The organism is Falsochrobactrum ovis, from assembly GCF_003259955.1.
In the GTDB taxonomy this organism is placed as follows: domain Bacteria; phylum Pseudomonadota; class Alphaproteobacteria; order Rhizobiales; family Rhizobiaceae; genus Brucella; species Brucella ovis_A.
Map to the genome: position 1 here is coordinate 96542 of NZ_QLMK01000007.1, position 14429 is coordinate 110970.

Genomic DNA, 14429 nt, shown 5'->3' on the forward strand with positions numbered 1-14429 from the left:
TGTTAATGCGAGAATGGAATGAGGCTAAGTAGGAGACTGATACCTGATATTGCCACGCTACAGGCTTTTGAGTGCGCGGCGCGTCATGGCAGTTTTACGCAAGCCGCGCATGAACTCAATCTGACGCAGAGCGCGGTTAGTAGACAAATCAAGGATTTGGAAAACCAGCTCGGCGTGCTGCTTTTTGAGCGCATTCGCCAGCGTATACTTTTGTCAGATGCCGGGCGGAAATTCTTGCCGGAGGTTCGGCGGCTTCTGAACCAAACTGAAGATACAATGTTGCGCGCCATGGCTTCAGCGCAGGCAACATCCTCATTTAGCATTGCAACCTTGCCGACTTTTGGTGCACGCTGGCTGATGCCGCGCATCTCGGATTTTCTCGATAAACACCCCGGTATCGCCCTTAATATTGCATCGCGTTCTGGCGTGTTTGACTTTGAAGAACAGCCGTTTGACCTTGCAATTCATTATGGTCAGCCGATTTGGGCTCACGCGACTTGTTCTTTTTTATGTAGCGAAGTGATTGTTCCGGTAGCAAGTCCGAACTTGCTTAAAGCACAACAACCAGCCATGCCGGAAGAACTAGAAGACCAGCCGCTTCTTCATTTGGCGACACGCCCGAAAATGTGGGCACAATGGTTTGAAAGTTGTGGGCTCGAAGGCAAATCCGCCTATCGAGGCCATCGGTTTGAACAATTTTCGATGGTGATCAGCGCGGCTGTAGCTGGGCTCGGCTTTGCGCTTTTGCCTCTCTATCTGATTGAGCAGGAATTGCAGAGCGGCAAGCTGGTTCTATTATTCGAAAAACCAATGCGCACAGAAAATGATTATTATCTCGTTGTTCCGGAAGGAAAACTGGAGAATCCTTTGACGCAGGAGTTTCGTCAATGGATTTCCAGTCAGGTGGGCAATACGGATTATTTTAGTCTAGTTCATTCCAAAGGGGAATGAACCGTTGCTGAATTATTGCTGTCCAATCTGGGAATGGAGCGTGAAATAGATGATGCCGACACGATCGGCACTGTGCGAATAACGATAAAGCGATTGCCAAGAATGTTAAATGATCCGCGTTCTCATGGTCTTTGGGAAAAGACCGCACCAGCTGCGCCGAAAACCACCGCGCTGCAAGGCGATGTAACAGCAGATGTCGTCATTGTGGGCGGCGGCTTTACCGGCCTGTCGGCGGCGCTCCATTTGGCGGAAAAAGGCGTGAAAGCCGTTGTTTTGGAAGGCGTGGAGATCGGCTTTGGCGGTTCGGGCCGCAATGTTGGTCTGGTCAATGCCGGTATGTGGGTTATGCCGGATGATTTGCCGGGCGTTCTAGGCCAGAAATATGGTGATCGGCTGCTTGACGTGCTTGGCAATGCTCCGAAACTGGTTTTCGACCTTATCGAAAAACACAAAATTGCTTGTGAAGTGGAAAAGCAGGGCACACTTCACTGTGCCGTTGGCAAGAAAGGCATGAAGGAGCTTGAAGAACGGTATGAGCAATGGGCGCGGCGTGGCGCCAATGTGGAACTGTTGGATGCGCAGGAAACTGAATCCAAATTAGGCACTAAAGCCTATGCCAGCTCACTTTTAGATTTGCGCGCCGGGACAATACAGCCGCTCGCTTATGTACGCGGATTAGGGCATGCGGCCATCGCCGCTGGTGCTCAGGTTTTTACCCGTAGTCCCGTTACCAGCGCGGCGGAGGAAAATGGCAAATGGGTGGTTCGCACAGCTCAAGGCTCAGTCCGGGCGGATTGGGTCATTGTAGCGACCAATGCTTATACAAAAGCGCCATGGGCAGAGGTGCGCGCGGAACTGGTTCATCTGCCTTATTTCAATATGGCGACAAAGCCGCTTTCGGACAGTTTGAAAAAAACCATCCTGCCAGAACGCCAAGGTGTTTGGGATACTAAGGAAGTTTTGTCTTCTTATCGGTTTGATCAGCAAGGGCGACTGGTGTTTGGTAGCGTGGGTGCGTTGCGCAATACTGGTGTTGCGGTTCACCGCGCCTGGGCTAAAAAAGCGCTTAAACGCATCTATCCTCAGATCGGTGATGTGGAATTTGAAACTGAGTGGTATGGCAAAATTGGCATGACCAATGACAGCCTGCCCAAATATCACCGTTTGGGCCGTAATGTCGTTGGTTTCTCGGGCTATAACGGACGCGGTATCGCACCGGGAACGGTGTTCGGTAAGTTTTTGGCACAGCTCGTTTCAGGTGAGATCACTGAGGCCGATCTGCCATTGCCGGTAACAGACCCGAAAGAGCAAAGCTTCCGCAGCCTGCGTGAAGCCTATTATGAAGCTGGTGCGCAAATCGCGCATGTAGGCGAAATGATTATTTGATATATTGCCTTGTCATATAACTGAAGTCGAAGTCCGGTAGGATGACAGCATCTCCTTAATGCTCTAGGAGATGCGGCAGGCGGACCTTATGAACAATGCCTTTCCGCAGAATGAAACTGTCGGAAGGGCATTTTGTTTCTCTGACATTTCTCAAAATGACGCTAAGGCCGTTCGAAACGGCGTGCTCAATTTCGAAGCGGAGTTGAACAGAGATGTTTGACAGGTGGGATATGAACAGGAATGATCGTGCTTCTCGATATGACAGCATCTGCAAAATTTCGGTTAGCATGCAGCAAAGCCATTCTGGTGGCGCTGAATACGCCGCGCGTAATGACCTAAATATCCGAGGAGTAAATCCCATGAAAAAGATGCTCGCGAGAGCTGGCGCTATTCCTGCGCTGTTGGCTTTGTCGGTCGCGGTTGCTCAGGCGGACACATTGATGCTCTATACATCCCAGCCGGAAGCCGATGCGACGATGACGGTGGAGGCTTTTCGCAAGGAAAATCCTGATACGGAAGTACAGATTTTTCGCTCTGGTACCAGTGATCTTCTTGCCAAGCTTGCGGCTGAATTTGCAGCTGGCGCGCCACAGCCAGACGTTTTGCTGATTGCTGATGCGGTTACGATGGAAGGGTTGAAGAAGGATGAGCGATTGCTTGCCTATCCGCAAGCCGACGTGGAAGGTTTTGCGACCGACAGCTATGATGCAGACAAGACCTATTTTGGCTCAAAACTAATCACGACCGGTATTGCTTATAATTCGGCAGCTTCACAAAAGCCTGAACATTGGTCCGATTTGGCTTCCGCCGAGTATAAGGGGCAGGTGGTGATGCCAAGCCCTCTTTATTCGGGGGCCGCTGCCTATTTGCTAAGCGGCTTTACACTCAATCCCGAGCTTGGATGGAATTATTTTGAAAAGCTCAAAGACAATGATCTGGCAAGTGTTAAAGGCAATGGTGCGGTGCTGAAATCGGTTGCGAGCGGTGAAAAGCCATATGGCATCCTCGTGGATTTCATGGCGCTGAATGCCAAGGCCAAGGGTTCACCGATTGAATTCGTATTCCCGCAGGAAGGGGTTCCAGCGGTCACCGAGCCGGTGGCGATCATGGCAACTGCGAAAAATGTTGAAGCTGCGAAGAAATTCGTCGACTTTATTCTTTCCGATGAAGGGCAAAAGCTGGCATTAAAACAGGGCTATTTGCCAGCAAAAGCGGGCGTGGGCCGTCCCGATTGGTTGCCAGAAGGAACCGAAATCAAAATCATGCCGATTGACACGCAAAAAATATTGCTAGAAACCGACGCCCATAAGAAGCAGTTTTCCGAACTTTTTGGCGGATGATGCAAGGCGTTTCTATGCGCATATTTCGAGATGTTCAGGGTCGTGATGCGGCCCTGATTGTTAGCGTTAGCGTTATTGTTGCCGCGTTGTCGCTTTTGCCGATGCTGCGGCTGCTGGCTGAGCTGGTGGCTCCGCAAGGCACGCCATCCGCATCAGTTTTGTTTGAGACATTGGCTAGTGGCTCGACATGGATTGCGACGTGGCATTCAATCCAAATCGGGTTGGGCGGCACTTTACTGGCGCTCATTTTCGGGATTGTTGCCGCATTGCTGGTCGGGCTTACCGATATGCGCAGCCGTAATCTCTTTGTTCTTTTCTATGTGGTGCCGCTAATGATTGCGCCACAGGTGACAGCATTGGCTTGGCTTCAATTGTTCGGTCCTTCGAGCCAATTTCTGAAGATCCTAGATTTGGCCCCGCCGCTTGGCAGCCAAAATCCGCTTTATTCGGTCTGGGGCATTATTTTTTTGCTGGGTGTACAATACGGTCCTCTGGTTTTTCTGATCGTGCGGGCCGGACTGCGCAAATTACCTCGTGAACTTGTAGAGGCGGGGTTGAGTGCGGGTGCCAGCAAATGGACTGTGTTGTTTACTATAATCCTGCCATTGATGACGCCATCCATTATTGGAGCGGCGGCTTTGGCCTTTGTATCTTGTGTGGGGAATTTTGGTATTCCGGCTTTTCTGGGGATTCCAGCCAATTACCTCGTTTTGCCAACGCTCATTTATCAGCGCCTCGCAGGTGGCGGACCGGCGGTGTTGTCAAGCGTTGCCGTGCTGTCCGTTCTTATTGGGCTGATCGCTGTTGCGGGAATAGTTGCTCAGGATTTTATTGCTCGCCGACGCGACTTTCGCATCACGGCCACTTCGCTTGCGGTTGCGCCATTCCGATTGGGCCGGTGGCGGCTGATCACGGAAATCGCAGCGTGGTTTTTAATCCTCATTGTATTGGTGTTGCCAATTATCGGTCTTACGCTGTCAGCGCTGGTGCCTGCCTATGGTGTGCCGTTGAACTTTTCAACGATGACGCTCGACAATTTCCGCTTCGTCATGTTCGCGCATGGGGCATCGGCGAGAGCATTTAGCAACAGTATTGCTTTGTCACTTGCTGCTGCTCTTTTTGCGGTCCTGCTTGCGGTTCCATTGGGATATATGATTGCGTGGAGAAAAAACCGCTGGACACCGGTTCTCAATTTTGCGGCGGAAATGCCATATGCTTTGCCGGGGGTCGTGCTGGCTATTGCCTGCCTTTTGATGTTTCTCAAACCTTTGCCAGTGGTCGATATAAGCCTTTATAATACAATATGGATTATCCTTTTCGCATATTTGGCCCGGTTTTTTGTGCTGGCATTGCGGCCGACCATTTCGGGGCTGCATCAGATTGACCGGGGCATGGAAGAGGCTGCGCGAATTGCGGGGGCTGGGCTTTTTTATCGGCTTCGTACCGTCATATTCCCGCTTGTGGCTCCGGCGACACTTGCGGGAGGGGTCTTGATTTTCATGACGGCTTTCTGTGAACTCACGGTTTCAGCGCTTCTATGGTCGTCTGGTTCTGAAACGCTGGGCGTAGTAATGTTTTCATTCGAACAGGGCGGAGATTCCGCCTATGCCGCAGCTATTTCGGTGTTGGTCGTTGCAGTGACATTTATGCTGATGCTTGCCACAAATCTATTTGCGCGGCGTTTGCCCAATGGGGTTATTCCATGGCGAGACTGAATATTGAGAGTGTTTCCAAGAGCTTCAACGGATTTCAGGCTTTGTCTGAAGTGTCGCTCGATGTCAAAGACGGCGAGTTTGTAGCAATTCTCGGCCCTTCCGGATGCGGAAAAACCACGCTTTTGCGAATGATCGCAGGCTTTGAAGAGGTGGATGGCGGCGAAATACATATTGGGGAGACGCGGGTTTCCCACTTGGGCGGCAGTGTGCCACCTGAAAAACGCCAGGTGGGTATCGTCTTTCAAAATTATGCCCTTTGGCCGCATATGACGGTTGCTGAAAATATTGGCTACAGCCTGCGGGTTGCTAAAGTGGCAAAAGCAGAGCGGGAGCGCCGGATCACGGAAGCGCTGGAGCTGGTTGATCTTGCAGGGTTTGGCGAAAGGCGCCCGGCAAATCTTTCGGGCGGACAACGTCAACGCGTTGCGCTGGCACGCTGTTTGGTTGCGGCGCCATCGCTGGTGCTGTTTGATGAGCCATTGGCTAATTTGGATGTGCATTTGCGTGCATCTATGGAATTTGAATTTTCCTCTTTTCACAAACGCACAGGAACCACGATTATTTATATTACCCATGATCAGGCAGAGGCGATGGCTTTGGCCGATCGTATTGCGGTTCTTGATCATGGTAAGCTTCAGCAATTTGATACGCCACGCAAGCTCTATCAAGAGCCAGCGAGTGAAATGGTCGCTTCGTTTATTGCGCATGGCATGGTGCTGCCTGCGGAAGTACTTTCTTTTGCAGAGCGGGGGCGTTGTGAGGCGCTAGTTCTTGGTAGTCGGGCGCAGATCCGCTGTTCGGGCACGGAAATGCCAAGAGCCAATGCGCGCATTTGCATTCGCGCTGATGATCTGGAGCTGGTTGAAAGCGGGGGAATTCCCGTGCGGGTTAAACGTTCTGTCTATCGGGGCGGCGGATCGAGGATTGAAGCCGCACCGTTGGCCCGACCGGAGCTTCATCTTCATTTTGAAGTTCGAGATCCCGCGCAGTTGAAAGAGGGTGATGAAATACGGGTCGCCATTCGCGATGGCTGGATTATTCCAAGCAAGGAAATGCCGGTACGAAAAGTTTCGACCGGCTTTCCCATTGGTAACAAGATTTAAGTAGATTATTTCTTCTTCATGGCTTCAAGCAGAGCCGCTCCCAGACCGCCAGTTGTGGGCTCTGCCTGCTTGCGTTGTGGGGTAAAGTTTTTGCTATTGTGTGCCGCACGTTGATCGCGTGCAGATGGGGCTCGTCCCGAAGTAAGGTCAACATCTTTGCGCATGGAAAGGCCGATCCGCTTACGTGGCACATCTACTTCGACCACGCGGACTTTCACCACATCACCGGCTTTTACCACTTCGTGCGGGTCTTTGATGAAACGGTCTGCTAATTGCGAGACATGCACAAGCCCGTCCTGATGCACGCCGATATCCACGAAAGCACCGAAGGCGGCCACATTGGTCACTGTACCTTCCAGCATCATGCCGGGTTTGAGATCTTTGATGTCGTCGATCCCATCTGCAAAAGTGGCAGTTTTAAATTCAGGTCGGGGGTCGCGGCCGGGCTTTTCAAGCTCGGCGATGATGTCACGAACCGTTGGAAGACCGAAACGCTCATCAACGAAAAGACGAGGATCAAGGGCTTTTAACGCCGCGCTATCACCCATGAGAGAGCGCAAATCGCGACCACACGCGCTGACGACTTTCTTTGCTACGCCATAGGCTTCTGGGTGGACCGCAGACGCATCAAGCGGCTCGGTGCCGTTGGGTATGCGCAAAAATCCCGCGCATTGCTCAAAGGTTCGTTTGCCCAATCGGGCCACTTTGAGCAGTTCCTTGCGGCTTTTAAATGCCCCGGCTTCGTTGCGATGTGCGACGATGGCTTCTGCCAGTGATTGACCAAGCCCAGACACGCGAGCAAGCAAGGAAGCGGATGCGGTGTTGAGATCAACCCCAACAGCATTCACAGCGTCTTCGACCACAGCATCCAGCGCACGGGCAAGGCGTGTCTGATCGACATCGTGCTGATATTGGCCAACACCAATGGATTTAGGGTCGATCTTGACGAGTTCGGCCAATGGGTCTTGTAAACGGCGAGCAATGGAAACTGCGCCACGCAGTGCAACATCAAGATTTGGGAATTCCGCCGCTGCGGCTTCGGATGCCGAATAGACCGATGCGCCAGCTTCGGACACAATGACTTTAAGCGGCTTTGGTGCTGGCATATCGGTGAGCATGTCGACGACCAAGCGTTCTGTTTCGCGGCTACCGGTGCCGTTGCCAATAGCAATCAGTTCCACTTTGTGCTTGCGCACTAGGCTTGCTAGCTCGGCTTGCGTGCCGCGCACATCGTTTTTGGGCGGGAAGGGGTAGACTGTCGCAGTATCGAGCAATTTGCCGGTGCCATCCACCACGGCCACCTTGACGCCAGTGCGGATGCCTGGATCAAGCCCCATAGTGGCGCGGGAGCCAGCGGGGGCTGCAAGCAACAGATCTTTAAGATTGCGTGCGAAAACGTTGATTGCTTCTTCTTCGGCGCGCTCGCGAAGTTCACGCATCAGGTCAAGCGAAAGCGAGAGAGAAAGTTTTACCCGCCAGGTCCAGCTTGCAACTTCCATAAGCCAGCGATCGCCGGGCAGGGTAGCACCAATATTGTAAGCGGCAGCAATTTTACGTTCGACCGGTTTAACGGGAGAAGGATCTTCTGCATCCACTTCGATATTGAGGGAGAGAAATTCCTCATTACGCCCGCGAAGCATAGCAAGAGCGCGGTGGCCGGCAACCGTTGCCCAGCGCTCAGAATGGTCGAAATAATCAGAATATTTTGCACCAGCTTCCTGTTTGCCATCAACGACACGCGAGCGCAGGAAAGCCCGGTCTTTGAGATAGTTTCGTAGATCGCCGATGAGGTCGGCATTTTCCGCAAAAGTTTCTGCAATAATGTCACGCGCACCGTCTAGCGCAGCTTTCACATCAGCTACATCTTCGTTGAGATATTGCGAGGCCAACTCTTCTGGCACCAGCCGACGATCGTCAAGGATTGCTTGCGCCAAGGGAGCAAGGCCGCGCTCGCGGGCAATCTCAGCGCGTGTGCGGCGTTTAGGCTTATATGGAAGATAAAGATCTTCCAATTCAGCCTTTGTTTCTACCTGACTGATTTTAAGTTCGAGTTCTGGCGTTAGCTTGCCTTGGCCGCGGATGGATTCTTTGATGGAATTGCGGCGTGCGTCGAGCTCGCGCAAATATGCAAGCCTGTCAGATAATAAGCGAAGCTGCACATCATCCAGCCCACCGGTGGCTTCTTTTCGGTAACGAGCGATGAAAGGCACGGTGGAGCCTTCATCAAGCAGCCCGATCGCCGCGACGGCTTGTTCAGGTTTTGCATTGATTTCTGCGGCAATGATCGAGGCAATACGCCTATTATTATCCGACATAATCCATCCTAGTCTTAATGTTCACTGTGAACATAGTCAGAAGTGCGTGAGGCGCAATCAAGACGTTTGACGTGGTCCACAGGAAAGCTTTGCGCGCCCGATCACGCAGCTGTGATCAGGCGAGGGCTACTAATCGTTTTTTTACGATACATATATCGGAAACTAACGATACGTTATGAGGTTCTAAGGACAGGCTATGTCGAAAGAATGGTCGGATAATCGGGAAGAGATTTTAAAGGCACTGGCCAATCCTGTGCGCTTGGAAATGCTTGATTGGTTAAAAGAGCCGGAGAAACATTTTTCCGACCAGCATCTGCCATTGGAAATGGGTGTATGCGCAGGGCAGTTTGTCCGTTGCGGTCTTTCCCAGTCGACCGTTTCGGCTCACCTTTCGATACTCGCCAAGGCCGGGCTGATCGTTCCTCAACGCGTCGGACAGTGGACTTTGTATAGACGTGACGAAAAAGCAATTGCCGCATTTCTCGCGTTGATTGCAGAACTTTGAACAGCGAATATTTTCCAGAGGAAGAAAATGGCTTCATTATTCGAACCTGTCACCGCGGGTGCTCTCCAGCTTTCCAACCGGATTGTTATGGCACCGCTGACGCGTAACCGCTCACCGCAATCGGTGCCCAACGACCTTAACATCACTTATTATGAGCAGCGTGCTAGCGCGGGGCTTATCATTTCTGAAGGAACGGCAATCAGCCAGCAGGGGCAAGGATATTCTGATGTTCCTGGACTTTATAAGCCCGAGCAGCTCGCTGGCTGGAAGCGGGTCACCGATGCGGTGCATCAGCGTGGCGGAACCATCGTCACGCAATTGTGGCATGTTGGTCGCGTATCACATACGTCCTTGCAGCCCAATGGGGACAAGCCCGTTGCGCCATCGGCTATTCGTGCTAATTCACGGACCTTCATCATTAACGGTGATGGCAGCGGCGAATTTACACCGACATCAGAGCCGCGAGCGCTCGACAAAAGCGAAATAGCTGACATCGTCGCTACATTTGGTAAAGCAGCAAAAGCGGCAGTTGAAACTGCCGGATTTGATGGCGTTGAGATCCACGGTGCGAATGGCTATTTGGTCGATCAGTTTTTGCGATCAGGCAGTAATCATCGTGACGATGAATATGGTGGCTCGATAGAAAACCGTGCACGCTTTTTGTTTGAGGTTTTGGATGCGGTAACGGCCGGAGCCGGCGCGGGCAAAGCAGGTATTCGGCTGTCACCAGTAACACCTGCAAATGACGCTTCCGACCCCGATCCGCAGCCGCTTTTCGATTATGTGGTAGAAAGGCTTGCCGGTTATGACCTTGCCTATGTCCACATTATTGAAGGTGCTACAGGTGGGCCTCGGGACTTCCAACAAGGTCCAGAACCGTTTGATTATGCTCGCTTAAAGCAGATTTACCGTGAAGCAGGCGGCAAAGCTGCCTGGATGGTCAATAATGGCTATAATCGAGAATTGGCTGAAGAGGCGGTCGAAAGTGGAAAGGCGGATCTGGTTGCATTTGGCAAGCCATTCATTGCTAATCCAGATCTCGTGAAGCGGTTGAAAGAAAATGCCGAACTGAATGAGCTTGACCCGAAGCTTATGTATGGCGGCGGAGCTAAAGGATATACGGATTATCCGATGCTTCCTTAACCGACGCGGGCTTCCTTAACCAAAGCGGGCTTCCTTAAACAAGGTCGGCTTTCATAATGGGCAGGCTTCCAGAAATAAGGCCGGAGCGATCCGGCCTTTCTTTTTAGAGTCTAGCGCGGGTTGAGCGTGGTGTCGCCAGAAGCAAATGTGTTTCGCTGGCTTTGATGCCAGGTACCAGACGAATACGCCGCAAGACGGCATCAAAATCAGTCAGTGTTGCGGCACCAAGCTCCACGACAATATCAAACCTGCCATTGGTGGTGTGAATAGCCGAAATTTCTGAAAATCCTCCGAGGGCTTTGACGACCCGATCAGCGACATGGCCTTCAATTTCGATCATCATTATGCCTCGAACCGGCAAATCCACTGCGTCTGAGCGCAGGATGACCGTATAGCCAAGAATGTCCCCACGCTCTTCCAAACGCTCCATACGGGAGCGAACCGTTGCGCGGGATACTCCAAGATCAATTGCAATGTCAGATATGCTCCGACGACCATTATGGCGCAGAATCGTGATCAGTTTTTCGTCGAGAGAGTCCATAATTTCCCCGATTTGAAATATAAATCTGACGTTTTGATAAAGGAAATTGTTATAGTTGCCAATCCGTAGGCTTCACATTGCCCAGCTTCTGGGGCTCAATCCTATCACAACCGGAAGTAACGGAGCCATATTTTATGCATTGCAAGATTTTAGGATTGCCTGTTCAAGAAGGTACGGGACGTTTAGGCTGTAATATGGGGCCTGATGGGTATCGTGCCGCGGGAATAGCTGATGCTATTCGTGAGCTGGCTCATGATTTCACCGATCTGGGAAACCTTGTGCCCGCTGATCCACGTTCGATCAGTCATCCTAATTCCAAGATAAAATCACTGCCGCAATCGGTGGCTTGGATCGAGGCTATCAGCGAAGCGGCCTATCGAGAAAGCGAAGAAGGATTCCCGATTTTTCTAGGCGGGGATCATCTTTTGGCAGCCGGTACAGTTTCGGGCATCGCTCGGCGTGCGGCCGAGAAAAAGCGGAAGCAATTTGTGCTCTGGCTTGATGCGCATACGGATTTTCACACGCTGGAAACGACCGAAAGTGGTAATTTACACGGCACTCCAGTGGCTTATTTTACAGGGCAAAAGGGGTTTGAAGGTTATTTTCCACCTTTGAAAGCTGCCATAGACCCGCAAAACGTCTGTATGATGGGTATTCGGAGCGTCGACCCTGCAGAACGCGCGGCTATTCAGAAAACTAAAGTTTCCGTTTTAGACATGCGACTGATTGATGAGCATGGGGTTGCATCGCTGTTGCGTCGCTTTTTAGAGCGCGTGAAAGCAGAAAATGGATTGCTCCATGTCAGCTTAGACGTTGATTTTCTTGATCCTTCGATAGCGCCAGCAGTGGGGACCATGGTTCCTGGTGGCGCTACTTTTCGCGAAGCTCATTTGATCATGGAGATGCTCCATGACAGCCGTTTAGTGACAAGTCTGGATCTTGTCGAACTCAACCCTTTCCTCGATGAGCGCGGACGCACCGCAACCATCATGGTGGACCTGATGGCGAGCCTTTTGGGCCGCAGTGTCATGGACCGCCCGACACGCAGTTATTAGGAGAAATCATGACTGAGCCTAACCTCAATATTGTTCCCTTCGTCAGCGTCGATCACATGATGAAGCTGGTGCTTTCAGTGGGCGTCGAAACATTTCTGCGGGAGCTGGCAGATTATATTGAAGAGGATTTTCGCCGTTGGGAAAGTTTTGATAAAACACCGCGCGTGGCGTCACACTCCAAAGAAGGCGTTATTGAGCTGATGCCAACGAGCGACGGCACATTATACGGCTTTAAATATGTAAACGGTCATCCGAAAAATACTAAAGAAGGGCTGCAAACAGTCACGGCCTTTGGTGTCTTGTCCGATGTTGGCAGCGGCTATCCTATGCTGCTTACTGAAATGACTATATTGACCGCGTTGCGTACCGCTGCGACTTCCGCCGTGGCAGCAAAATATCTTGCACCGGAAAATGCCCGCACCATGGCGATGATTGGAAACGGCGCACAGAGCGAGTTTCAGGCGCTTGCCTTCAAGGCTTTGCTGGGCGTGGATAAATTGCGGCTTTACGATATTGATCATCAGGCCTCAGAAAAATGCGCACGCAATTTAGAAGGCGCGGGTCTGGATATTGTTATCTGCAAGAGCGTTGAAGAAGCGGTGGAGGGTGCGGAAATCATCACTACCGTGACCGCAGACAAGCTCAATGCAACCATTTTAACCGATAATATGGTTGGTGCGGGTGTGCATATTAATGCGATTGGCGGTGATTGTCCGGGCAAAACCGAGCTTCATAGCGATATTCTGCTTCGCTCGGATATTTTCGTAGAATATCCGCCGCAGACCCGGATTGAAGGTGAGATCCAGCAATTGCCGGAGGATTATCCGGTCAATGAATTATGGAAAGTCATTGCTGGAAAAGAACAGGGCCGCAAAGATGCTCGCCAGATTACGTTGTTTGATTCGGTCGGCTTTGCCACCGAGGATTTTTCAGCGTTACGCTATGTGCGCGATAAGCTAAAAGATACCGGGCTTTATGAACAATTGGATCTGCTAGCTGATCCGGATGAGCCCCGCGATCTTTATGGCATGTTATTGCGTTGTGAAAAGAAGCTAAAAGCAGAAAACACTAAACCTGCTGCGTAAGCTTTAAGGCCTTGTCACTGAGATGTGGTAGGGCCTTATAATTGTCGACGGGAGTGGCGTGGGCTTGCGATTGTGCCGGATTGGCTGGCGATTGCCATTTCAAAACTATCTGCAATACGCCTTGCGCGATCAATAAATATGATTGATGCCTCAGGCGGAAATATTTCCCGGGCTGTTTGTTCAAACAGATCCAGCCAACGGTCAAAATGTTTATTCTCCAGCCGCAGCGCTAGATGAGGCGGAAGCGGACGCCCATTATATTGACCAGTTTTCAGAATTACCGATGACCAGAACTCACTAATCCGGGCTATGTGATGGTCCCAATCTGTTACCGCCTTATCAAAAATAGGGCCAATCAGAGCATCCTCGCGGGCCCTACCGTAAAAGGTGCTGACAAGCCTGTCGATGCTTTCACGGTCAATGGATGGATGAGGCTGGTTGATAAGTATGGTCACGTGTTAACCTCGACAAACGAGTTTTCGGTGGCTGATTGGTTAGCATCTTATATAGTATCGGGGGCGTAGAATACACCGGTTCGCATAGATGAAAGGGTAGCTTGCTCGATGCTATTCCATAGTAGTGGGAATTCTTGAGATTTGTATAGGCTTCAATGCCACACCCATTCGTGAGGATGGCCCCTCGGGTTTCCCGAGATTTAATGCGCGAGATAGAGGAGGCTCACGATGATCTACCCGGTTCAAGACAATCATGGAAATCGTATCGGCACCATTATAATGGAAAAGGGCAATGCGCCTGAAGCGCGTTGGGTTGCTTATTCCCAACATGATGAACGCGAGTCTTTTTCGTCTTGGGAAGCCGCGCGAAATTGGCTTGAGAATAAGGCCGGGATGAATTCCTAAGAGAGATATAGGCTGTTCAAACTAGTGTCTCGCCTTCTTGTCGGTGAGGTGAGCGCTATGCAATCGTAGAAGCAAAGCCAAGCACAACGTGAAAAGCCTTCATGCGCCCTGCCGGATATGCGGACGGGGTTGTAGCGTCTCCTCGTAGTGAACTGCCCCCCATTTCGACCGGACAGGTCGGCATAAGCAGAAAGGCTCAAGCACAGGCTTGAGGACAGGCTTATGTCTAACGAGTATCGACACGTTGAATTGCTGACGGGTGATGTTCGCCGCAGGCGGTGGACAACCGAGCAAAAGCTGACGATCATTGAGCAGAGTTTTGAACCAGGCGAGACGGTATCGTCTACCGCTCGCCGCCATGGCGTTGCGCCCAATCTGCTTTACCGGTGGCGCAGGCTCTTGAGTGAGGGAGGTGCTGCAGCCGTGGATT

14 protein-coding genes are annotated in these 14429 nt (G+C 51.4%); 11 read left to right on the top strand and 3 right to left on the bottom strand.

Features of this window, described 5'->3' with window-relative positions:
• Positions 1 to 18: 18 nt before the first annotated feature.
• From C7374_RS10270 to C7374_RS10290, 5 genes are all read left to right on the top strand, one after another.
• A complete protein-coding gene (locus tag C7374_RS10270) occupies positions 19 to 951 on the top strand; it encodes a LysR family transcriptional regulator (RefSeq protein ID WP_111575533.1) in 933 nt (310 codons plus the stop codon).
• 102 nt (positions 952 to 1053) lie between these two features.
• Positions 1054 to 2337: an NAD(P)/FAD-dependent oxidoreductase gene (locus C7374_RS10275; protein WP_111575552.1), complete on the top strand. Its 1284-nt coding sequence runs from the start codon at positions 1054 to 1056 to the stop codon at positions 2335 to 2337.
• Positions 2338 to 2696: 359 nt separating this feature from the next.
• Complete coding sequence (locus C7374_RS10280; RefSeq protein WP_111575534.1) at positions 2697 to 3677, top strand: ABC transporter substrate-binding protein; 981 nt, start codon at positions 2697 to 2699, stop codon at positions 3675 to 3677.
• Between the two features lie 14 nt (positions 3678 to 3691).
• A complete protein-coding gene (locus C7374_RS10285; protein ID WP_111575553.1) occupies positions 3692 to 5392 on the top strand; it encodes an ABC transporter permease in 1701 nt (566 codons plus the stop codon).
• Positions 5380 to 6495, top strand: a complete 1116-nt coding sequence (locus tag C7374_RS10290) for an ABC transporter ATP-binding protein (protein WP_111575535.1) — start codon at positions 5380 to 5382, stop codon at positions 6493 to 6495. The genes C7374_RS10285 and C7374_RS10290 overlap by 13 nt, the downstream gene beginning before the upstream one ends.
• Positions 6496 to 6500: 5 nt before the next feature.
• On the opposite strand, the gene C7374_RS10295 is transcribed toward C7374_RS10290, so the two are convergent.
• On the bottom strand, positions 6501 to 8810 hold the full coding sequence (locus C7374_RS10295) for a Tex family protein (RefSeq protein WP_111575536.1): 2310 nt from the start codon (positions 8808 to 8810) through the stop codon (positions 6501 to 6503).
• Positions 8811 to 9006: 196 nt separating this feature from the next.
• Between C7374_RS10295 and C7374_RS10300 the strand changes: the two genes are divergently transcribed.
• On the top strand, positions 9007 to 9315 hold the full coding sequence (locus C7374_RS10300; protein ID WP_111575537.1) for an ArsR/SmtB family transcription factor: 309 nt from the start codon (positions 9007 to 9009) through the stop codon (positions 9313 to 9315).
• A 27-nt stretch (positions 9316 to 9342) separates the two neighbouring features.
• On the top strand, positions 9343 to 10458 hold the full coding sequence (locus tag C7374_RS10305) for an alkene reductase (RefSeq protein WP_111575538.1): 1116 nt from the start codon (positions 9343 to 9345) through the stop codon (positions 10456 to 10458).
• Positions 10459 to 10561: 103 nt separating this feature from the next.
• Here C7374_RS10305 and C7374_RS10310 read toward each other — a convergent pair whose 3' ends face one another.
• Positions 10562 to 10999: an Lrp/AsnC family transcriptional regulator gene (locus tag C7374_RS10310; protein ID WP_111575539.1), complete on the bottom strand. Its 438-nt coding sequence runs from the start codon at positions 10997 to 10999 to the stop codon at positions 10562 to 10564.
• 134 nt (positions 11000 to 11133) lie between these two features.
• On the opposite strand from C7374_RS10310, the gene rocF reads away from it, so the two are divergent.
• Positions 11134 to 12054, top strand: a complete 921-nt coding sequence (gene rocF / locus C7374_RS10315) for an arginase (protein WP_111575540.1) — start codon at positions 11134 to 11136, stop codon at positions 12052 to 12054.
• Between the two features lie 8 nt (positions 12055 to 12062).
• Positions 12063 to 13139, top strand: a complete 1077-nt coding sequence (locus tag C7374_RS10320) for an ornithine cyclodeaminase (RefSeq protein ID WP_111575541.1) — start codon at positions 12063 to 12065, stop codon at positions 13137 to 13139.
• Positions 13140 to 13174: 35 nt separating this feature from the next.
• On the opposite strand, the gene C7374_RS10325 is transcribed toward C7374_RS10320, so the two are convergent.
• Positions 13175 to 13594 carry a group III truncated hemoglobin gene (locus tag C7374_RS10325; protein ID WP_111575542.1) on the bottom strand — a complete coding sequence of 140 codons (420 nt, stop codon included), beginning with the start codon at positions 13592 to 13594 and terminating at the stop codon, positions 13175 to 13177.
• 228 nt (positions 13595 to 13822) lie between these two features.
• Between C7374_RS10325 and C7374_RS16185 the strand changes: the two genes are divergently transcribed.
• Together C7374_RS16185 and C7374_RS10330 are read left to right on the top strand one after the other, a co-directional pair.
• Positions 13823 to 13999 carry a hypothetical protein gene (locus tag C7374_RS16185; RefSeq protein WP_170130238.1) on the top strand — a complete coding sequence of 59 codons (177 nt, stop codon included), beginning with the start codon at positions 13823 to 13825 and terminating at the stop codon, positions 13997 to 13999.
• 222 nt (positions 14000 to 14221) lie between these two features.
• Positions 14222 to 14429 (top strand): transposase (locus C7374_RS10330; protein WP_146612714.1); only part of this gene is annotated, 208 nt, incomplete at its 3' end.